This window comes from Herbiconiux daphne, from assembly GCF_024979295.1.
GTDB lineage: Bacteria > Actinomycetota > Actinomycetes > Actinomycetales > Microbacteriaceae > Herbiconiux > Herbiconiux daphnes.
In genome coordinates, this window is record NZ_JANLCJ010000001.1 from 1,018,820 (window position 1) to 1,039,427 (window position 20,608).

The following is a 20,608-nucleotide window of genomic DNA, read 5'->3' on the forward strand; positions in this document are numbered from 1 at the left end:
ATGTGACCTTCTCTGACGAGGGGGCTTTGCGATTGGCCCGAACGATGTTTGGGTTGAGGGTGGATCGCAACCCGTGGTCCGTTGACGATTGGGTCTGTCGATGATCGAGTTCCGTTCGGTGACGAAGCAGTTCCCCGATGGAACGGTCGCGGTCGAGAACTTCGACCTGGTCATCCCGCCGCGCAAGACGACCGTGCTCGTGGGCTCCTCGGGCTGTGGCAAGACGACGCTGCTGCGCATGATCAACCGGATGATCGACCCCACTTCGGGCGCCATCCTCATCGACGGCGAAGACACGTCGTCGCTCGAACCCGTGAAGCTCCGCCGCCGCATCGGCTACGTGATGCAGAACTCGGGGCTGCTGCCGCACCGCAAGGTGATCGACAACGTGGCCACCGTGCCGGTGCTGAACGGCGTGGCGAAGAGAGACGCGCGGGCGCACGCGCTCGAACTGCTCGACACCGTCGGGCTCGACCGGTCGCTCGCCGACAAATACCCCCGGCAGCTGTCGGGCGGCCAGCAGCAGCGTGTGGGCGTCGCTCGCGGGCTCGCGGCCGACCCCAACATCCTGCTGATGGACGAGCCGTTCGGCGCGGTCGACCCGATCGTGCGGGCCGAGTTGCAGCAGGAGACCATCCGCTTGCAGGAGGGGCTCGGCAAGACGGTCGTGTTCGTCACCCATGACATCGACGAGGCGTTCCTGCTCGGACACCAGGTCGTGATCCTGCAGAAGGGCGGTCACATCGCCCAGGTCGGCACCCCCGCCGAGATTCTGGCCGAACCGGCCGACGATTTCGTGGCGTCGTTCGTGGGCGCCGACAAGGGCAAGCGCAAGCTGCGCATCGAGAAGGTCGGCGGGCGCGACATCGTGGTCGACGAGGCGGGCACGCCGACGGGGGTCCTCCAGTCGTGAAGTGGCTCTCGTCGAACCTCGACCTGGTCTGGGAGCTGATGCTGGCCCACGTGGCCCTGTGCATCCCGCCGATCATCATCGGCTTCCTCATCTCCATCCCCATCGGCTGGGTCGCCAACCGTTACCGGGTGTCGCGCGGCACCATCCTCGTCGTGCTCGGGCTGCTCTACACGATCCCCTCGCTGCCACTGTTCATCTTCATGCCGCTCATCCTCGGCACCCCGCAGCTCTCGTCGGTCAATGTGGTGGTTGCGCTCACCATCTACGCCGTCGCCCTCATGGTGCGCTCGGCCTCCGACGGCCTCGGGTCGGTCGACGACGACGTGAAGCAAGCGGCGTCGTCGATGGGCTTCTCGGGCTGGCAGCGGTTCTGGCGCGTCGAGCTGCCGCTCTCGGGCCCGGTGCTGCTCGCGGGCCTCCGGGTGGTGTCGGCGAGCACGGTCAGTCTCGCCACGATCGGCTCCGTCATCGGCGTCACGAGCCTCGGCTATCTCTTCATCAACGGACTGCAGCGAACCATCCCGGGCGAGGTGGTGACGGGCATCGTCGCCACCCTCATCATCGCCGTGGTGTTCGACCTGGTGCTCGTGGGCCTCGGCCGCCTGCTGCTGCCCTGGAACCGCAGCGACCGCGGCGCGCGCGGAGCCCGAGCGCGGGCCATCTCGCGCAGTCGCACCGCCGTGCTCACCGGAGGCGCCTCGTGAACCTCGTCGCCGAGGGCATCGCCTGGATCTTCGACCCCGCCAACTACGCCGGCCCCCAGGGCTGGATCGTGCGCCTGGTCGAGCAGTTGCTCTACACCTTCGGCGCCACCGCGATCGCCGCGGTGATCGCCGTGCCCCTGGGCTACCTCGTCGGGCACACCGGCCGTGGCCGCGACCTCGCGGTGTCGCTCTCCGGCGGCTTCCGCGCCCTGCCGAGCCTCGGCGTGCTGATCCTGCTGGGCCTCGGGCTCGGCATCGGCTTCCGCGCGCCTCTGCTGACCTTCGTCATCATCGCCATCCCACCCATCCTCGCGGGCGCCTACGCCGGCTTCGAGTCGATCGACCGCAAGACCATCGACGCCGCCCGGGCGGTCGGCATGACCGAGTGGCAGGTCATCACCCAGGTCGAGATCCCGCTCGGGCTGCCGTTGCTGATCGGCGGCGTGCGCTCGTCGCTGCTGCAGGTGGTGGCCACCGCCACCCTCGCCGCCTACGTGTCGGGCGGCGCGCTCGGCGTGTTCATCTTCGAGGCCTTCGCCACGTCGAATTACCCCGAGGCGCTCGGCGCCTCCATCCTGGTCACCGCACTCGCTCTGGCGCTGGAGGGAATCTTCGCGCTCGTGCAGAAGTTGGTGGTTCCACGCGGTGTCGTCGCGAAAGAACTCAAAGAAGTCCGCCCGCGGTCATCCCGTCCGCTGGCGGTGGCGGGAGTCCCCGCCCAAGAAGGGAAATGATCACATGTTCACAGCAATCAAGAAAGGCCGGCTCGTCATTGGGCTAGTCGCGGTCGGCGCAGTGGTGGCGCTGGCAGGGTGTGCGTCCAGCGATCCGCTCGACACCACGTCGACGTCGGGTTCGAGTGACGGCGCATCCGGTCCGATCGTCATCGGTTCGCAGGCCTACTACTCCAACGAGATCATCGCCGAGATCTACGCCCAGGCGCTCGAGGCCAACGACATCGAGGTGACGCGCCAGTTCAACATCGGCCAGCGCGACGCCTACCTGCCGGCGCTCGAGTCGGGCGAGGTGCAGTTGTTCCCGGAGTACACCGGCAACCTGCTGCAGTACTACGACCCCGAGACCACGGCGAAGACGAGCGACGACGTCTATGCGGCGCTCGCCGACGCCCTGCCCGAAGGCCTCGAGGTGCTCGACCAGTCGCCCGCGACCGACCAGGACTCCTACAACGTCACCAAGGAGTTCTCCGAGGCGAACGACGTCACGAGCCTGGCCGATCTCTCGAAGGTCACGACCCCGTTGACCCTCGGCGGCAACTCCGAGCTGCAGACGCGCCCCTACGGTCCCGACGGACTGAAGAGCACCTACGACGTCACCGTCGGCTTCACGCCGATCGAGGACTCGGGCGGACCGCTGACGATCCAGGCGCTGAAGGACAACACGGTCCAGCTCGTCAACATCTACTCGGCCGACCCGAACATCAAGACCTCGGGCCTCGTCACCCTCGCCGACCCGAAGGGCCTGTTCCTGGCCTCGAACGTCGTGCCGCTCATCAACACGGATGCCGCGACCCCCGAGGTCACCGAGGTCATCAACAAGGTCAGCGCCGCGCTGACGGCAGAAGACCTCGTCGACCTCAACTCGCAGAGCGTCAACGACCAGGAGTCGGCGGACACCATCGCCAAGAACTGGCTCGACAAGGTGGCGCTCTTCTAAGCGCGACCGTTCGTCTACGGGGCCCCGGTCTCCTCCGATTCGTCGGGGGAGGGCGGGGCCTCGTTCATGTGCCGGGCCTCGGCCCGGTTGATGAGCTTCTTCACCACGAAGACGAGCACGATGAACAGCGCGATGGCGGCCACGAAAAGGTAGCCGGCGCCGTGCAGTTCGCGAGAGAGCTCCCGGTAGCCGCCCGCCGCGAAGGTGCCGACGGAGACGTAGGCGACGGCCCAGATGACGCAGGCCGGCACCGTCCAGCGCATGAAGCGCCGGTAGGTCATCGGGCTCATGCCGACGGTGAGGGGGATGAGCGAGTGCAGCACCGGGATGAACCGCGACAGGAAGACCGCGATGCCGCCGCGCCGGGCCAGGTAGGTCTCGGCGCGCTGCCAGTTCTTCTCGCCGATGCGGCGCCCGAGGCGCGATGCCCGCAACCACGGCCCCACATAGCGGCCCAGGGTGAAGCCGATGCTCTCGCCGATCAGGGCGCCGACGATGACGACGACCACCATCGACGTGTATTCAAGTGGCCCGTCGACCCCCGTGGAGGCCACGAGCACGACGGTGTCGCCCGGCACCACGAGGCCGATCAGGATGCTCGTCTCGAGCAAAATGGCGAGACCCGCTAAAAGCGTCCGGACCAGGGGATCTACCGACTGTACGGTATCCAGGATCCAGGACAGCGCCTCGTTCATGCTTGTATTCCACACCGCATGCACAGAACCCTAGCGGCAGAACCATAGGAATGCCTGACGGGTTTGATTGCTTGTATACAAGTGGCTAAACTGAGGGCGTCGTAACCACTACGACGGCAGCGTGGCCCGGCTTCCACGCAAGGAGTTCCGCGTGAACGAACTACTCGACCCCCTCATCCTCTCGCGCTGGCAATTCGGCCTCACGACGATCTATCACTTCCTCTTCGTGCCCCTGACCATCGGGCTCGCCGTCACGGTGGCGATCTTCCAGTCGGCCTGGGTGCGCACCGACAAGGCCAAATACCTCCAGCTGACGCGGTTCTTCGGCAAGATCTTCTTGATCAACTTCGCCATGGGCGTGGTGACCGGCATCGTGCAGGAATTCCAGTTCGGCATGAACTGGAGCGACTACTCGCGATTCGTCGGCGACGTCTTCGGCGCCCCGCTCGCCCTCGAGGGCCTGCTCGCGTTCTTCCTCGAAGCCACGTTCATCGGCCTGTGGATCTTCGGGTGGGACAGACTGCCCAAGAAGCTGCACCTCGTCACCATCTGGGCCGCGGCGATCGGCAGCGTGCTCTCGGCCTACTTCATCATCGCGGCGAACGCGTTCATGCAGAATCCCGTCGGCTTCCAGATCAACGAGGCCAAGGGCCGCGCCGAACTCACCGACATCTGGGCGCTGCTGACCAACAAGGTGGCGCTCGCGGCGTTCCCGCACACGATCTTCGCGTGCTTCATGGTGACCGCCGGCCTCATCATCGCCGCGGCCGCCTGGCACCTCTACCGCAACCAGCACCTCGAGACCATGCGCCCCGCGCTGAAGTTCGGGCTCTGGATGATGGTGATCGCCGGCATCCTGACCGTGCTGAGCGGCGACCAGCTCGGGCTCGCGATGGTCGAGACGCAGCCGATGAAGATGGCCGCGGCCGAGGCGTTGTACAACACCTCCACCGGAGCCGCGGCATCCTTCTCGATCTTCACCCTCGGCACACCCGACGGCGTGCACGAACTGTTCTCGATCCGGGTGCCCTACCTGCTGTCGTTCCTGTCGACCCACACCTTCGACGGAACGGTCGAGGGCATCAACGACCTGCAGGCGCAGTACGTGCAGCTCTACGGCCCGGGCGACTACACGCCGACGATCTGGATCACCTACTGGGCGTTCCGCTGGATGATCGGCCTGGGCCTCGCCCACGTGCTCGTGGCCGTGGTGGGGCTCTGGATGACCCGCAAGGGCCGCGAGCCCCGCTGGCGCTGGATGTGGCGGGTGGCCATCTGGGCGTTCCCGCTCTCGCTCGGCGCCATGATCGTGGGCTGGATCTTCACCGAGATGGGTCGCCAGCCCTGGATCGTGTTCAGCCTGCTGAAGACGTCGGATGCCGTCTCCCCAGGCATCACCGGGCTCGACGTTCTCATCTCCCTGCTGGCGTTCACCGCCATCTACGGGGCCCTCGCGGTGGTGGAGTTCAAGCTCATCAAGAAGGCCATCCAGAGTGGGCCCGACGAGCCGCCGCAGCCCGACCCCGAATCCGGGGAACTCCGCCACGAGGCGACGGTCTACTAGGAGCGCGTGATGGATCTGACAGTTCTGTGGTTCTGCATCGTCGGCTTTCTGTTCGTCGGCTACTTCGTGCTCGACGGCTTCGACTTCGGCGTCGGGATGTCGCTGCCCTTCCTCGGCCGCGACGACACCGATCGGCGCGTGCTCATCAACACCATCGGCCCCGTGTGGGATCTCAACGAGACCTGGGTGATCGTGGCGGGCGCGTCGCTGTTCGCGGCGTTCCCCGAGTGGTACGCCACCCTGTTCAGCGGGTTCTACCTGCCGCTGCTGCTCATCCTGCTGGCGCTCATCCTGCGCGGGGTGTCGTTCGAATACCGCCACCAGCGGCCGGAGAAGGCCTGGAAGAAGCGGTTCGACCGCATGATCGTCATCGGTTCGGCGGTGCCCGCGTTCCTCTGGGGTGTGGCCTTCGCGAACATCGTGGCCGGCGTGCCGCTCGACGCGAACCACGACTACATCGGCACCTTCTTCGGCCTGCTGAACCCCTACGCCCTCCTCGGCGGAGCCACGACGCTGCTGCTGTTCTTCACCCACGGGGTGGTGTTCGTGTCGCTCAAGACCGATGGCGACATCCGTTCGCGGGCCAGGCGGCTGGCCACCCGCTCGGGTGCGCTGACGATCGTGGTCGCGGCGGCGTTCCTCGCCTGGACCTCGGTGGCCTACGGCACGCTCGCCTCGGTGCTGCTGTCGCTCGTGGCCGCCGTCGTGCTGATCGCGTCGTTCGTCGCGAACCTGAGGGGCCGCGAGGGGCTCGCGTTCGGACTGATGGCCGCCACCATCGGGGTGGCGGTGCTGAGCCTGTTCTTCGCGCTCTTCCCCGACGTCATGCCCGCGTCGAACGACGCTGCGAACAGCCTCACCATCGAGAACGCCTCGTCGTCGCAGTACACCCTCACCATCATGAGCTGGGTGGCGCTGATCTTCCTTCCGCTCATCCTCGGCTATCAGGCCTGGACCTACTGGATCTTCCGCAAGCGCATCACGCGCGCGGCCATCCCGGCCGAGGGCGCACACTAGACAGGTGCGTCCCGTCGATCCCAGACTCCTGAAATACGCGGCCGCGGCACGATCGTTCTTCGCGGTGGGCGGCGTGCTCGCCGTGGCGCAGACCGGCGTGGTGATCGCGTTCTCGTTCCTGGTGACGCAGGTGATCGTGCGGGCGATCTCGGGGGAGTCGCTCGCCTCGCTCGTGCCGGTGCTCGTGGCGCTGGCCGGGGTGGTGCTGCTGCGGTTCCTCGTGACCTGGGGCGCCGACGCCAACGCGGTGCGCGGAGCGGCGGTGGTGAAGAGCGAGCTGCGTCAGCGGGTGCTGGCGGCGATCACCCGCCTCGGCCCGGGGTGGCTGGGCTCGCGCAACTCCACGGCCGTCGGCGTGGTCGTGGGTCCGGGGCTCGACGCGCTCGACACCTACTTCTCGCGCTACCTGCCGCAGCTCATCCTGACGGCCATCGCCATGCCGATCACCGTCGTGGTGATCTGGGCCCAGGACTGGATCAGCGGGCTCACGGTCGCGTTGACCCTCCCGCTCATCCCGGTGTTCATGATCTTGATCGGCTGGGCCACGCAGACCGTGCAGACGAAGCAGTGGCAGAAGCTCGGGCGGCTCTCGGCCGCCTTTCTCGACGTCGTGGGCGGCCTGTCGACCCTCACGATCTTCGGCCGCCAGCATCGGCAGGCGGCACGCATCCGGGCGGTCACCGACGACTACCGGGTGCAGACCATGCGCGTGCTGCGCGTGTCGTTCCTCAGTGGCTTCGCGCTCGAGCTGGCGGCGAGTCTCTCGGTCGCGCTCGTCGCGGTGTCGATCGGCGTGCGCCTCATCGACGGCAGCCTGGCGCTCGGCGTGGGCCTGTTCGTGCTGCTGCTCGCACCCGAGGCGTTTCTGCCGCTGCGCAACGTGGGCGCGCAGTTCCACGCGGCCGCCGACGGGGTGGCGGCGGCGGACGACGTGTTCGCGATCCTGGACGCGGGGGCGGGCGCGGTTGTAGCTACGGGCGCCGGGATCGCTGCCGGCGCCGGTGCGGGCGCGGTTGACGCGGCCGGCGCGGTCGTCGGCGCGAACCGGCCCCGTGCCGACGTGCCTCGGGCGAGCCAGGGGGCGCCCGGGGGCGCGGGTTCGAACGGGTTCCGCGGCCTCGAGGTGCGCGGGCTCACGGTGCGGCGCGGCGGGACGGCCATGGTCGAGGGGCTCGACGCGCGGTTCGCCCGCGGCGCCGTGACGGCGGTGACCGGGCCGAGCGGCAGCGGCAAGTCATCACTGGTGGCGGCGTTGCTGGGTTTCGTGCCGGCCGACGGATGCCTCGAACTCGACGGCCGCGATGTGGCGGGCGACCCCGTGCCGCGCGACTGGCTGGCCTGGTCGGCCCAGCGTGCGACGCTGCTTCCCGGCACGGTGGCCGAGAACGTCGCCCTCGGGGCGCCCGACCTCGACGAGGCCCTTGCTCGAGCAGCCCTCGAGCTGGTGGGTGCGGCATCCGTCTCGCTCTCGACCCCGGTCGACCCGCGGGGCGGCGGTCTCTCGGGAGGCCAGGCGCAGCGCGTCGCGCTGGCTCGCGCGGTCTATCGGGCGCGCCGCCTCGACTCCGCGGTCGTGGTGGTCGACGAGCCGACCTCGGCGCTCGACGACGAGACGGAGGGGGCCGTCATCCGGTGCCTGCGAACCCTCGCCGACGAGGGGCGGGCCGTGATCGTGGTGAGCCACCGTCGTGCCGTGATCGCCGCGGCCGACACGGTGCTGGCGCTCGACCGGGGTGTGGCCGCCGTTCCGTCGGCAGAGCTCACCTCCCACGACGACGGCGCGAGGCTCGGCGACGTCGTCATCGTCGCCGAGCCTCGCGCGGAACGGGTGGTGCGCTCGTGAAGCGTTCCGAGGTGATCCAACTCGCGCAGCCGTCGCTGCGGCGGTTCCTGCCGGGTGTGCTGCTCGGCCTGGTGAGCGCCCTCAGCGCCGTGGGACTGCTCGTGACGGCCGCCTGGCTCATCACGCGAGCCGCCGAGCAGCCGCCGATCCTGTTCCTCAGCGCCGCGATGGTGGGGGTGCGGGCGTTCGCGCTGGGGCGGGCGGCCTTCCGCTACGTGGAGCGGCTGGTGAGTCACGACGCCGCCTTCGCCACGATGCCCGCGCTGCGGGTGGGAGTCTATGAGCGGCTCGTGCCCGTGTCGCCCGACGGGCTCGGCCGCAGTCGTCGCGGCGATCTGCTGACCCGGCTCGTGGCCGACGTCGACGAGCAGCAGAACTTTCCGCTGCGGGTGGTGCAGCCGCTCCTGGTGTCCGGTCTCACCGCGGTCGCGGCGGTGGTGCTGGTGTGGGTGCTGCTGCCCGCCGCCGGGGCCATCCTGCTCGCCGGCCTCGTGCTGGCCTTCGTGCTCGGCACCGCGGTGAACGTGTGGGTCTCGGGCCGGGCGGAACGCGAGCTGGCCGGCATCCGCGGGTCGTACCAGGCCGACCTCGCCGACTACCTCGCGAACGTCGACACCCTGGTGGCGTACGGCGCCGCCGATGGCCGCCGTGCAGACCTCGCAGCGGCCGACGCGCTTCTCACCCGAACCCAGGTGCGCCGGGCTGCGGGGTCGGGCGTGACCGCTGCGCTCGTGACCCTCGTCGCCGGAGCGGTGACGGTGTTCGCCCTGGTCGTCGGTGTCGGGATGCTGGGCTCGGGCGGCTCCGGCGGGTTTGGCGGGCCGGCGCTCGCTGTCATCGCGCTCGCGCCGATGGCCGTGTTCGAGGTGTTCGCGCTCGTGCCGCTCGCGGCCGGGGCGTGGCGGCAGGTTCGGGCGAGCGCCGATCGCATCGCGTCGGTGGTGCCCGACCAGGTGCCGCCGGGCATTCCCGTCGACGGGCCCGAGGCCACCCGACCCGCCCCTCGCGGGGCGATCACGCTCAGCGTGCGCGGGCTGTCGGCGCGCTGGCCCGGTGAAACGGCCGATGCGGTCACCGGCGTGTCGTTCGACCTCGGGGCCGGTGACCGACTGCTCGTGCGCGGCCGCAGCGGGTCGGGCAAGACGACGCTCGCGCACGCGCTCGTGCGCTTTCTCGACTACGGCGGCCACTATCGGGTGAACGGCGTCGAGGCGCGCGACTATCCGCAAGACGTGCTGCGCACGGTGGTGGGGCTGTGCGAGCAGACGCCCTACCTGTTCGACGACGACATCCGGCAGAACCTGCTCTTCGCCCGGGACTCGGCCACCGACGACGATCTGCTCGACGTGCTCGAGCGGGTGGGCCTCGGGCCGTGGGTGCGCGAGCGCGGCGGACTGACGGCGCGCGTGGGCGAGCGGGGCGCGCTCGTGTCGGGAGGCCAGGCCCAGCGCATCGCGCTGGCCCGCGCGCTGCTCGCCGGCTTTCCCGTGCTCGTGCTCGACGAGCCCACCGCCAACGTCGACCCCGACCTCGCGGATGCCCTGCTCGACGACCTCCTCGCCGCCGCGGGCGACGACCGCGCGGTGGTGCTCATCTCGCACACCCCCGTGCCCGAACACCTCGTCACGTCGACCCTGCACCTCTGAGCGGGGGCGGTGCTCCCGTCTCCTCGTGCGTCACCCCGTCGCGGCGGCGGCTCGCGGTCGCGCAAACGGCTCCGTCGTCGCGTTTTGGGTGCTTTTGCGCGACCGCCGCGAGCGCGCCGCGGGGCGGCAGGGGCGGCGGGGCCGCGGTCAGAGCGGGCGGCTGAGGGCCTCGAGGCGCTTGCGCCAGGTGGCGGCGCGCGAGGGGCGGGCGACCACCACCGGCCCGTCGATCCAGGCGTCGACCACGCTGATGCCGTGCAGGGCACTCACCACCCACACCTCGCAGCCGTCGAGGTCACCCGGCCGGGCGCGTTCCTCCACCACGCGGGTGCCGGTCGCGGTGGCGATCAACCGGATGCTCCGAGCGGTCACGCTGGCCACCCGCGCGAGGTCGCTCGCCGGCGCGACGAGCGTCTCGCCACGCCACCACAGCACGGCCGAACTCGTGCCGTCGCTGACCAGTCCGTCGTCGAGCAGCACGAGCTCGTCGGCGCCGTTCTCTTGAGCGCCCGCCCTCAGGGCGAGCAGCCGCTCGAGATCGGGACCCTTCACGCGCGGCACCCGGCGCGGTTCGGGCCCCGCGTGTGTCGCGAGCACGGTCGACTCCCGGCGTCGCGGCGCCACCCGCACGCGCAGGCGCAACTCTTCGGTGCCGTCGACCGCGGCCAGCTCCACACGAGGGAACAGCGGGCCCGAACGGAACGAGCGGAGCCGACCGAGCGCGGCGCTCCAGAAGGCTTCGGCGGCGGCATCCGTGTGCCCGGCCGAGCTGCCGGTTCCGGATGCCGCGGCCGATGCACCCCCCGCGGACTCCTCGATGCCGGCCAGAAAGCGCTCGCGGTGCGCGTCGAGCGCGCGGGTGCGGCCGTCGGCCGAGACCAGCCAGGAGTCGGCGACGAGCAGCCGGTCGTGCGGGCGCAGGTCGCGCTCGACGAGGGCGTCGCCGGTCCAGACGAAGGTCGCGGGGGCATCGGCCACACTCGCTCCTTCCGTCAGGTCGCACGATCTACGCTAGTACAGTGTCGATGACGCTCCTGCGCCGTTCCGTGGCCGTCGAACTCGACCCCGCGACGGTTTTCGAAGCACTCTACGCACACGCCGAGAACGCGTTCTGGCTCGACAGCGGAACGCATGCCACGAGCGGCATGAGCTACCTCGGCGCGTCGGCGACCGTGTGCCGCTGGCACTCCTGGGCCGAGATCCTCGCCGGCACCGTGGGCTTCGGCGCGATGCACCGCCCGCCCGAGGCGGCGCCCGCCGAGGGCGCCGACGCCGACGGCGCCGCCGCCGCAGACACCACCGGCGCGGGCCCGCGCTTCCGTCTGGGCTGGGTCGGCTGGCTCGAATACGAGCTCGGCACCCTCGACGAGGAGCGTGCCGGCCGCACGCCGCGGCCGCGGCATCCGGTGGCCGTGTTCCTGCGGGTCGATCGCGCCGTCGAGTTCGACCACGCAACCGGCGGCGTGACCCTGCTCGCGCTCGACGAGCCGGGCGCCGAAGAATGGTTCGCGCAGACCACCGCGGCACTTCAGGCCGCGAGCGCCGGGGCTACGAGCGCCAAGGCCGCGAGCGCCCGCGCTGTAAACGCCAGCGCCACGAACTCAAGCACCACGACGCCCGCTGAGGAACCGGCATCCGCATTCCCCACCCCCGCGCAGAGCGACCCGAGCACGCGCGTGGAGGCATCGGTGCGCCACCCGGCCCACGACTACGAGCGGCTCGTCGAGCAGTGCAAGCGCATCATCGAGCGCGGCGACGCCTACCAGCTCTGCCTCACCAACCGGTTCGCGGTGAACGAGCACGTCGATCCGTTCGAGACCTACCGGCGGTTGCGCGAGGCGAGTCCGAGCCACCATTCGGGCTACTTGCGGGTGGGCGACACGGCGCTGCTCAGTTCGTCGCCCGAGCAGTTCCTGTCGGTCGACCCGCACGGCACCGTGGTCACGCGCCCGATCAAGGGCACCAGGCCGCGCGGCGACGGGCCTGTCGAAGACGCCCTGCTGGTGCGCGAGCTCGCCGCCAGCCAGAAGGAGCGCGCCGAGAACCTCATGATCGTCGACCTCATGCGCAACGACCTCGCCCGGGTCTGCCGGGTGGGTTCGGTGCAGGTGACGTCGTTGCTCGAGGTGGAGACCTACCGGCAGGTGCACCAGCTGGTCAGCACGGTCGAGGGGCAGCTGGCCGACGGGGTCACGGGGCTGGATGCCGTCGCCGTCTGTTTTCCGGCGGGCTCGATGACCGGGGCGCCCAAGCGCAGCGCGATGGCGCACCTGGCGGCGCTCGAGGGCGGGCCGCGGGGCATCTATTCGGGGGCGTACGGTTACCTCTCGTTCGACGGGTCGGTCGATCTGGCCATGGTCATCCGCAGCATCGTGCTGACTCCGGATGGCGCATCCATCGGTGCGGGAGGCGGCATCACCGCGCTCTCCGAAGCCGCCGACGAGCTGCGCGAGACCCGGGTCAAGGCGGCCGCGCTGCTCGCCGTGCTCGGTGCCCGGGCGCCGGTCGACGACGGGGGTTCCGGGCTTCGCCGACCGTGAACAACGCCTGATCGGCGGGGAACCGCGGAGGTTTGTTTAGTACTGTTGGTCACTGGTGCGCCGAGCGCGCCATCCCGAGCGCCTCATCCTCTGGCGGTTCTGCCGAGAGCGTGAGTCGCGTGCGCACGCATGAATGAGAGTCCTGTGGTCATCGAGAACACGCCCGCCACCGCCGCCGGTTCGTCGCACGACGACGCCGAACGCTACGACTTCCAGGCCATCCAAGACAAGTGGATGCCGATCTGGGAAGACCTGAAGCCGTTCCAGAGCGACCTCGAGGGCGACAAGCGCCCGCGCAAATACGTGCTCGACATGTTCCCCTACCCGTCGGGCGACCTGCACATGGGCCACGCCGAGGCCTACGCGCTGGGGGACGTGATCGCCCGTTACTGGCGCCAGCAGGGCTTCAATGTGATGCATCCGATCGGCTGGGACTCGTTCGGCCTGCCCGCCGAGAACGCGGCCATCAAGCGCGGACTCGACCCGCGGCAGTGGACCTACGACAACATCGAGCAGCAGCGCAAGAGCTTCAAGAAGTACGCCGGGTCGTTCGACTGGGACCGCGTGCTGCACACCAGCGACCCCGAGTACTACAAATGGAACCAGTGGCTGTTCCTCAAGATGTATGAGAAGGGTCTCGCCTACCGCAAGGCATCGTGGGTCAACTGGGACCCGGTCGACCAGACCGTGCTCGCCAACGAGCAGGTGCTGCCCGACGGCACCTCCGAGCGTTCTGGCGCGGTCGTGGTGAAGAAGAAGCTGACCCAGTGGTATTTCCGCATCACCGACTACGCCGACCGGCTGCTCGACGACCTGCGTCAGCTCGAGGGCACCTGGCCCGCGAAGGTGATCGCGATGCAGCGCAACTGGATCGGCCGCTCGATCGGCGCCGACGTCGACTTCGCCATCGAGGGGCGCGACGAGCCGGTGACGGTGTTCACCACCCGGCCCGACACGCTCTACGGCGCGACGTTCATGGTGGTCGCCCCCGACTCCGACCTCGCGATCGACCTGGCGGCGGGATCGCCGTCGGAAGAGGTGCGTTCGCGGTTCACGAAATACCTCTCCGACGTGCAGAAGTCGTCGGAGACCGAGCGCCAGGCCACCGACCGCCCGAAGACCGGCATCTTCCTCGAGCGCTACGCGATCAACCCGGTCAACGGCGAGCGCCTGCCGATCTGGGCGGCCGACTACGTGCTGGCCGACTACGGTCACGGCGCCGTCATGGCCGTGCCCGCGCACGACCAGCGCGACCTCGACTTCGCGCGCGCCTTCGACCTGCCGATCCGCGTGGTCGTCGACACCCTGCAGCCCGTGACCGGCGCCATCCCGGTGGTGCACGGCGACGAGCTGCCCGAGGACTGGCCCGAAGACATCACCGTGATCGACCCGGCGAAGACCGGTCTGGCACTCGCGGGCGAGGGCCGCCTGATCAACTCGGGCCCGCTCGACGGGCTGTCGAAGTCGAACGCGATCCGCAAGATCATCGAGATCCTCGAGGCCGCCGGCACCGGCCGCCCCGCGAAGAACTACCGGCTGCGCGACTGGCTCATCTCGCGGCAGCGTTATTGGGGCACCCCGATTCCGATCATCCACGGGGCGGATGGCGCGGAATACCCCGTGCCCGAAGACCAGCTGCCCGTGCTGCTGCCGCCCACCGAGGGCCTCAACCTCACGCCGAAGGGCACGTCGCCGCTCGGCGCCGCGTCGGACTGGGTGAACGTGCCCAACCCCGTCGACGGCACCCCGGCGCTCCGCGACGCCGACACGATGGATACCTTCGTCGACAGCTCGTGGTACTTCCTGCGCTTCCTGTCGCCGAATGACGAGACCAAGGCGTTCGACCCGCGCGAGGTCGACAAGTGGGCGCCGGTCGACCAGTACGTCGGCGGCGTGACCCACGCCATCCTGCACCTGCTCTACGCGCGCTTCATCACGAAGGTGCTGTTCGACCTCGGCTACGTCTCGTTCACCGAGCCGTTCAGCGCGCTGCTCAACCAGGGCATGGTGCTGATGGACGGCTCGGCGATGTCGAAGTCGAAGGGCAACCTGGTGCGCCTCAGCGACCAGCTCGAGGAGCACGGCGTCGACGCGGTGCGCCTCACGATGGCGTTCGCCGGGCCGCCCGAAGACGACATCGACTGGGCGGATGTCTCGCCGGCGGGTTCGGCGAAGTTCCTCGCCCGGGCCTGGCGCCTGGTCGGCGACGTGACGTCGCCGCCGTCGGTGAACTGGCGTGAGGGCGACCGCGCGCTGCGGCGGGTGACCCACAAGTTCCTGGCCGAGGCGCCGGGGCTGGTGGAGTCGTTCAAGTTCAACGTGGTGGTGGCTCGACTGATGGAGCTCGTGAACGCCGCGCGCAAGGCCATCGACTCGGGCCCGGGCGGCGGCGACCCCGCCGTGCGCGAGGCCGTCGAGACCGTGGCCCTGGGGCTGTCGCTCTTCGCGCCGTACACGGCCGAAGACATGTGGGCCCGACTCGGCTACGAGCCGTCGATCGCGAACTACGGCTGGCGCGGCGCCGACCCGTCGCTCTTGACCGAAGAGACCGTCACCGCGGTCGTGCAGGTCGACGGCAAGGTGCGCGACCGGCTCGAGGTGTCGCCGAAGATCGCCGGAAACGAGCTCGAGGCGCAGGCGCGAGCGCTACCGTCGGTGGTGCGCTCTATCGGCGACCGCGAGATCGTGACGGTGGTGGCGCGAGCGCCCCGCCTCGTCAACTTCGTCACAAAACCGGCGTCGTAGGAGTTCTCCACAGATCGCTCCGACGGGCCCTGACGGCCTGACGGTCTTCCTACTCTGACGGCATGTCCTCGTCAGATGCAGGTGACCCTCGGCCGTCGGGCCGGTTCGGCGTTTTCGGGCAGACGCGCCGTGTGGGCCGGCGTGGGGGCTCTGTTGGGGGTGTGGGGTCCGCCGACTCTGTTGGCTCCGCGGGCTCGGTGGCGAGCTCGTCTGCGCCCGCGCGGAGATCAGGGATCTCCGCAGGCCGTCATGTGCAGGCGCCTTCTCAGCGCACGGATCCGTTCTCCGGCGAGCCTGAATCGCTCGCACTTGCCGACAGCGGCGATCCACCCGGGCTCGCCGTGATGTCCGATCCGTCCGACGCGCCGGATTCACTCCACCCGTCGGGTGCGTCGCTGCGGGTGCGCGTGGGGGTCGGTGCGGCGATCGTGCTCGTCGTGGCCGCGCTCGTGTGCTCGGTGCTCGTCACGGCGCTGTCGCCGGTCGGAGCCACCACGGTGCTAGGCCCGGCCGTTTCGGCCGCAGGTGTCACGTCGACCCTGTCGTCGGGGTCGCCGACGGATGCCGCGGCGGCGCCGTCGGGCTCGCCGTCCGGTTCGCCGTCTCACGGTGGGTCGAACGGCTCGGGCGGGGGAACGGGCGCGTCCGGCGGCGGCACCGCTGCCGGTGGTGCGACCGCCGGCGACGGTTCGGGCGATCCGGGTGCTGCCGACGGTGTGGCGTCAGACCCCTCGGGGCCCGCGATCCTCGTGCACGTGCTGGGCGCGGTCGCCGTGCCGGGCGTCTACGAACTCTCCGAGGGTGCTCGCGTGTTCGACGCCGTCGGCCTCGCGGGCGGCTTGACCGAGGCTGCTGATCCCGGTTCCGTCAACCTCGCCCGGCCGCTGGTCGACGGGGAGCAGCTTCGCGTGCTCGCGGTGGGCGAGGCTCCCGTCGCCCCTCCCGCGGGGTCGGGAGGGGCCGGCGCGGGTTCTGGCGGCGGCGGTCAGGCGGGGCCCGCCCCCGGGCAGCCAGGCGGCCCCGCGCTCAACCTCAACGTCGCCACCGCCCTCGACCTCGACGGCCTCCCGCGCATCGGTCCGGCGATGGCCGCCCGAATCGTGGCCTGGCGTGACGAGAACGGCCCGTTCACCTCGGTCGACGACCTGCTTCAGGTCACCGGAATCGGCGACAAGACGCTCGATGGCCTGCGCGACCTGGTGACGGTGTGAACCGGCCTCGAAGCGGGATAACCGTTGCTTCCGAACGACCGTCGGCACCCATCGATCTGCGTCTCGCTCCACCCGCCATCGCGACCTGGGTCGTCGCCGGCCTGCTGTGCGTCACTCCCGCGGCCGCGCCCGGGGCGGCCGTGATCGCGTGGACGCTCGCCGCCGCCGTCACCACGGTCACACTGCTTCGATCGCGCCGGGCGCCGGCGGGCGGGTTGCCCCGCAGGCTGCTTCGTGGAGTGCTGCCCATCGCTGCCCTCACCGCCGCCGCGGTGGCGCTCGTCTGCACCTCCGCCTTCGCGCTCGGGCACCTGCGGCATCCGCCGTCACTCGACGAAGGGCGCCCGCGCCCGGGCGAGGCGGTGCTCGTGGTCACCGGCATCCCGAAGCTGTCGACGACGGCGGCGTTCGGTGCACGGCCGGGCGATCCGCCTCGGGTGTCGTTCGACGCCACCCTCGAGTCGTTCTCCGCTGCCGGGCTCGTGGTCGCGGCGCGGTCGCCGACGCTGGTGTTCGCATCGGCCGACCCGCAGACGCTGGCCATCGGTGCAACCCTTCGAACCCGCGGCACACTGACGCCCCTGACGCCCGGTGAGTCGCACGAGTTCCTGTTCTTCGCGCGCGGATCCCCGACCGTCTCCGCCGGCCCTCCGTGGCACCTCGCCTGGGCCGACACCCTGCGATCGAGCTTCCACCAGACGACAGCCGGGCTGCCCGGCGACGGCGCCGCCCTGCTCACCGGTTTGGCGATCGGCGACGACAGCGCGGTGTCGCAATCGCTCACCGATGCCATGAAGGTCACCGGCCTCACCCATCTCACGGCGGTCTCGGGCGCCAACTGCGCCGTCGTGGTCACCGCCGTGATGCTCGTGGGCGGGGCGGTCGGCATCGGCCGGCGCACCCGGGTCGTGGTGTCGATCGCCGTTCTCGTGCTGTTCGTCGTGCTCGTGACGCCCGAGCCCAGCGTGTTGCGCGCCGCGGTGATGGCCGTGATCGTGCTCGTCGCGCTCGGTCTCGGGCGCCCTTCGGGAGGCATCCCGCCACTCTGCCTCTCGATCGTCGTGCTGCTCGCGCTCGACCCCTGGCTGTCGACCAGCGCCGGTTTCGCGTTGTCGGTGCTCGCCACCGGCGGACTGCTGCTGCTGACGCGGCCCATCGCCGCGGTAGCCGCCCGCGTCATGCCCCGATGGCTCGCGCTCGCCGTCGCGGTGCCGGTCGCCGCGCAGGTGGCGTGCCAGCCGGTGCTGTTCCTTCTCGCGCCGCAACTCACGCCCTACACGGTTCCGGCCAACCTGCTGGCTGAGCCGGCTGCCGCCGCGGTCGGCGTTCTAGGCCTTGTGGTGTGCCTGCTCGGAGTCGTCGTGCCGAGCCTCGCCGCGGTCGCCGCGTGGGTGCCCTGGCTGCCGTCGGCCTGGATCGCGGCCGTGGCTCGATTCTTCGCCGCGGCTCCCTTCTCGGTGATCGTGCTCCCGGATGCGCTGCTCGCGGCGGCCTGCGCGATCGCGATCACTGTCCTCCTGCTCGTCTACCTGCTGGCGGCCCGCTCGAGGCCCCGAGTGGCCGCCGTCTGCGGTCTCGTGGCCGCGGTCGGTGTGGTCCTTATCGGCGGAGCGCTCGCCGGCGGCGCACTCGCCCGCGCGGGGGCGGTGCCGAGCGACTGGCAGCTCGCGGCGTGCGACATCGGCCAGGGCGACGCCGTGCTCGTGCACAGCCGTGACCGTGTCGCGCTCGTCGACGTGGGTCCCGACCCCGAACCGCTGACGGCGTGCCTGCGACGGCTGAACGTGTAGCGCATCGACCTGCTCGTGCTGACCCACTACGACCGCGACCACGTCGGCGGTCTCGACGCCGTCGTCGGAATCGTCGACCGCGCCCTCGTGGGCCCCACGGATGGCGCGGCCGACGAACATCTCCTCGACGATCTCCGCGGCGGCGGGGCCCAGGTCGTCGACGCCCACCGCGGCATGGCGGACACCCTCGGCGACTACCGGTGGGACGTGCTGTGGCCTCGCGACGGCGCCCGCATCTCGGGCAACGAGGCGAGCGTGACCGTGCTGTTCTCCGGGCCCCTGCGCATGATGTTCCTCGGCGACCTGGGAGAGCGGGCGCAGGCTGCCGTGGCTGCCGCCAACACCATCGGCCCGGTCGACGTCGTCAAAGTCGCCCACCACGGCAGTGCCGACCAGAGCGAGCGGTTCTACCTGGCGCTGCACGCGGTGGTCGGCGTCATCTCGGTCGGCCTCGACAACGGCTACGGCCACCCCACCGACCGCTTGCTCGGCATCCTGGGGCGCACCGCGACCCGGGTCGCCCGCACCGATCTCGCCGGGCTCGTCGTCATCTCCGGGCGCTCCGCCGCGATCTCCGTCTGGACGGAGAAGACCGTGCCTCCCTAGCCGTGCTGCCCGGGCATGGCAGGGCTGTGCGGGACAATTGGCGCAACGCGTCCGCATCGACGTCCGCGAACGGCACAGGCGACGGCCACCGGGCCGGCATCGGTGTCGGCACCGGCGGCTAGGCTGAATGCCGACCGACGAGAGAGGTGATCATGGCAGTTGCGCGCGGCAGCCGAGCGGCGAAACCCGCTTCGAAGACGCTCATCCCTCAACTCGAGTGGAACCAGGTGCAGCCCTCTCCGGTCGTGCTCGTGACGGGCAGCGAGACGTTTCTGGCCGAGCGGGCCATCCGGCAACTGCGCGACCTGCTGAAAGCCGAAGACCCGAGTCTCGAGGTGACGGATGTCGATGCCGCCTCCTACTCGCCGGGCGAGCTGCTCTCACTCGCGAGCCCGTCGCTGTTCGGCGAGCCTCGGCTGCTGCGGGTCTCCGCGGTCGAGAAGTGCACCGACGCGTTCATCGACGACGCCATCGCCTACCTGGGCTATCCGGCCGACGACACCTATGTCGTGCTGCGGCACGGCGGGGGAGTGCGTGGCAAGAAGCTGCTCGAGGCGGTGCGCGCCGCCGCCGGGGTCGCGACCGAGATCGTATGTGCCGAGCTCAAGCGCGATTCCGACAAGTACGAGTTCGCGTCGGCGGAGTTCCGTGCCGCGGGCAAACGCGCCACCCCTGGCGCGATCCGGGCTCTCGTCTCCGCCTTCTCCGACGACCTGGCCGAGCTCTCGGCCGCATGCGCGCAGCTGGTCTCCGACGCGAGCGACGAGATCACCGAGGTCACGGTCGAGCGCTACTACGCGGGCCGTGTCGAGACCAACGCCTTCGTGGTGGCCGACTCCGCCATCGCCGGCAACTACGGCGACTCCTTGGCTCTGCTCCGGCACGCGCTCGCCTCGGGGGCCGATCCGGTGCCGATCGTGGCGGCCTTCGCCATGAAGCTCCGCACCATGGCCAAGGTCATGGGCACGCGCGGCGGCTCCGGGCAACTGGCCGGTCAGCTCGGCATGGCGCCGTGGCAGATCGACCGCGCCCGCCGCGACCTCTCGGGCTGGACCGGGGAGGGCCTCGGCCGCAGCATCCAGGTGCTCGCCGAGACCGACGAGAGTGTCAAGGGCGCCGGCCGCGACCCGGTCTTCGCCCTCGAGCGCATGATCGGCGTCATATCGTCCCGCGGCACGCTCTGAACGGCGGCCACGATAGGCGGCCACGCAGCGGCGGCTACCAGCGGCGGCCACGAACCGCCCACCATACAGAAAAGGGCCCCACCGAAGTGGGACCCTTCACGCTGTGAGGCTCTGGATTCAGAGAGCCGCGACCTGCTTGGCGATGGCCGACTTGCGGTTCGCTGCCTGGTTCTTGTGGATGACGCCCTTCGACGCCGCCTTGTCGAGCTTCTTGCCCGCGAGGAGCAGAGCGGCCTGAGCCTTCTCCTTGTCGCCGGCCACGACGGCGGTGCGGGTCGCGCGAACGGCGGTCTTGAGCTCGCTCTTGACGGCCTTGTTGCGCTCCTGGGCCTTCTTGTTGGTGCCGATGCGCTTGATCTGCGACTTGATGTTTGCCACGGAAATAACCTCTGTATCTGTTCGGATGAGTGCGGTGCGATGGTCCGCTGCGGCCGAGCCGCGGAAGGAGCCACTCGCTGTTCGCACCCAGCAGAAGA

Annotated in this window: 17 protein-coding genes; 14 read left to right on the top strand and 3 right to left on the bottom strand. The window is 70.2% G+C overall.

The genetic code is table 11. The annotated features are described in order from the left end of the window. The first annotated feature begins 100 nt into the window (after positions 1-100). The 4 genes from N1032_RS05115 to N1032_RS05130 are packed head-to-tail and all read left to right on the top strand — an operon-like array spanning position 101 to position 3,291. On the top strand, positions 101-913 hold the full coding sequence (locus N1032_RS05115; protein ID WP_259537862.1) for an ABC transporter ATP-binding protein: 813 nt from the start codon (positions 101-103) through the stop codon (positions 911-913). Continuing rightward, entirely contained in the window at positions 910-1,617 is a 708-nt protein-coding gene (locus N1032_RS05120; protein WP_259537863.1) for an ABC transporter permease, read from the top strand. Before N1032_RS05115 ends, N1032_RS05120 begins: the two co-directional genes overlap by 4 nt. Then, positions 1,614-2,351 carry an ABC transporter permease gene (locus N1032_RS05125; RefSeq protein ID WP_259537864.1) on the top strand — a complete coding sequence of 246 codons (738 nt, stop codon included), beginning with the start codon at positions 1,614-1,616 and terminating at the stop codon, positions 2,349-2,351. Before N1032_RS05120 ends, N1032_RS05125 begins: the two co-directional genes overlap by 4 nt. A 4-nt stretch (positions 2,352-2,355) precedes the next feature. Further along, on the top strand, positions 2,356-3,291 hold the full coding sequence (locus tag N1032_RS05130) for an ABC transporter substrate-binding protein (protein WP_259537866.1): 936 nt from the start codon (positions 2,356-2,358) through the stop codon (positions 3,289-3,291). 14 nt (positions 3,292-3,305) lie between these two features. On the opposite strand, the gene N1032_RS05135 is transcribed toward N1032_RS05130, so the two are convergent. Next, positions 3,306-3,986, bottom strand: coding sequence for a DedA family protein (locus tag N1032_RS05135; RefSeq protein ID WP_259537867.1), 681 nt, complete (start codon positions 3,984-3,986; stop codon positions 3,306-3,308). Between the two features lie 151 nt (positions 3,987-4,137). On the opposite strand from N1032_RS05135, the gene N1032_RS05140 reads away from it, so the two are divergent. From N1032_RS05140 to cydC, 4 genes are read left to right on the top strand one after another with little or no spacing between them, the layout of a single operon-like run. After that, positions 4,138-5,550: a cytochrome ubiquinol oxidase subunit I gene (locus N1032_RS05140; RefSeq protein ID WP_259537868.1), complete on the top strand. Its 1,413-nt coding sequence runs from the start codon at positions 4,138-4,140 to the stop codon at positions 5,548-5,550. 9 nt (positions 5,551-5,559) lie between these two features. Continuing rightward, the gene (gene cydB, locus N1032_RS05145) at positions 5,560-6,567 is read left to right on the top strand and encodes a cytochrome d ubiquinol oxidase subunit II (RefSeq protein ID WP_259537869.1); all 1,008 of its coding nucleotides are present in this window, start codon (positions 5,560-5,562) and stop codon (positions 6,565-6,567) included. Positions 6,568-6,571: 4 nt separating this feature from the next. Further along, positions 6,572-8,410 (top strand): thiol reductant ABC exporter subunit CydD, encoded by a 1,839-nt coding sequence (gene cydD / locus N1032_RS05150; RefSeq protein ID WP_259537870.1) that lies wholly within the window; start codon positions 6,572-6,574, stop codon positions 8,408-8,410. Continuing rightward, complete coding sequence (gene cydC / locus N1032_RS05155; protein WP_259537871.1) at positions 8,407-10,056, top strand: thiol reductant ABC exporter subunit CydC; 1,650 nt, start codon at positions 8,407-8,409, stop codon at positions 10,054-10,056. Before cydD ends, cydC begins: the two co-directional genes overlap by 4 nt. A gap of 147 nt (positions 10,057-10,203) precedes the next feature. Here the strand turns inward: cydC and N1032_RS05160 are convergent, their stop codons facing one another. Further along, positions 10,204-11,034: an aminotransferase class IV gene (locus N1032_RS05160; protein ID WP_259537872.1), complete on the bottom strand. Its 831-nt coding sequence runs from the start codon at positions 11,032-11,034 to the stop codon at positions 10,204-10,206. 47 nt (positions 11,035-11,081) lie between these two features. Between N1032_RS05160 and N1032_RS05165 the strand changes: the two genes are divergently transcribed. The 6 genes from N1032_RS05165 to holA all read left to right on the top strand — a co-directional run bounded on the left by N1032_RS05165 (position 11,082) and on the right by holA (position 20,132). Continuing rightward, the gene (locus N1032_RS05165) at positions 11,082-12,596 is read left to right on the top strand and encodes an anthranilate synthase component I family protein (protein ID WP_259537996.1); all 1,515 of its coding nucleotides are present in this window, start codon (positions 11,082-11,084) and stop codon (positions 12,594-12,596) included. Between the two features lie 129 nt (positions 12,597-12,725). Next, the gene (gene leuS, locus N1032_RS05170) at positions 12,726-15,341 is read left to right on the top strand and encodes a leucine--tRNA ligase (protein ID WP_259537873.1); all 2,616 of its coding nucleotides are present in this window, start codon (positions 12,726-12,728) and stop codon (positions 15,339-15,341) included. 251 nt (positions 15,342-15,592) lie between these two features. Continuing rightward, the gene (locus N1032_RS05175; protein ID WP_259537874.1) at positions 15,593-16,552 is read left to right on the top strand and encodes a ComEA family DNA-binding protein; all 960 of its coding nucleotides are present in this window, start codon (positions 15,593-15,595) and stop codon (positions 16,550-16,552) included. Next, a complete protein-coding gene (locus N1032_RS05180) occupies positions 16,549-18,342 on the top strand; it encodes a ComEC/Rec2 family competence protein (RefSeq protein ID WP_259537875.1) in 1,794 nt (597 codons plus the stop codon). The genes N1032_RS05175 and N1032_RS05180 overlap by 4 nt, the downstream gene beginning before the upstream one ends. Positions 18,343-18,357: 15 nt before the next feature. Continuing rightward, positions 18,358-18,948 carry a ComEC/Rec2 family competence protein gene (locus N1032_RS05185; protein WP_259537876.1) on the top strand — a complete coding sequence of 197 codons (591 nt, stop codon included), beginning with the start codon at positions 18,358-18,360 and terminating at the stop codon, positions 18,946-18,948. 152 nt (positions 18,949-19,100) lie between these two features. After that, positions 19,101-20,132 carry a DNA polymerase III subunit delta gene (gene holA / locus N1032_RS05190; RefSeq protein ID WP_259537877.1) on the top strand — a complete coding sequence of 344 codons (1,032 nt, stop codon included), beginning with the start codon at positions 19,101-19,103 and terminating at the stop codon, positions 20,130-20,132. Positions 20,133-20,249: 117 nt separating this feature from the next. Here holA and rpsT read toward each other — a convergent pair whose 3' ends face one another. Further along, positions 20,250-20,510 carry a 30S ribosomal protein S20 gene (gene rpsT / locus N1032_RS05195; RefSeq protein WP_259537878.1) on the bottom strand — a complete coding sequence of 87 codons (261 nt, stop codon included), beginning with the start codon at positions 20,508-20,510 and terminating at the stop codon, positions 20,250-20,252. Positions 20,511-20,608 lie beyond the last annotated feature (98 nt).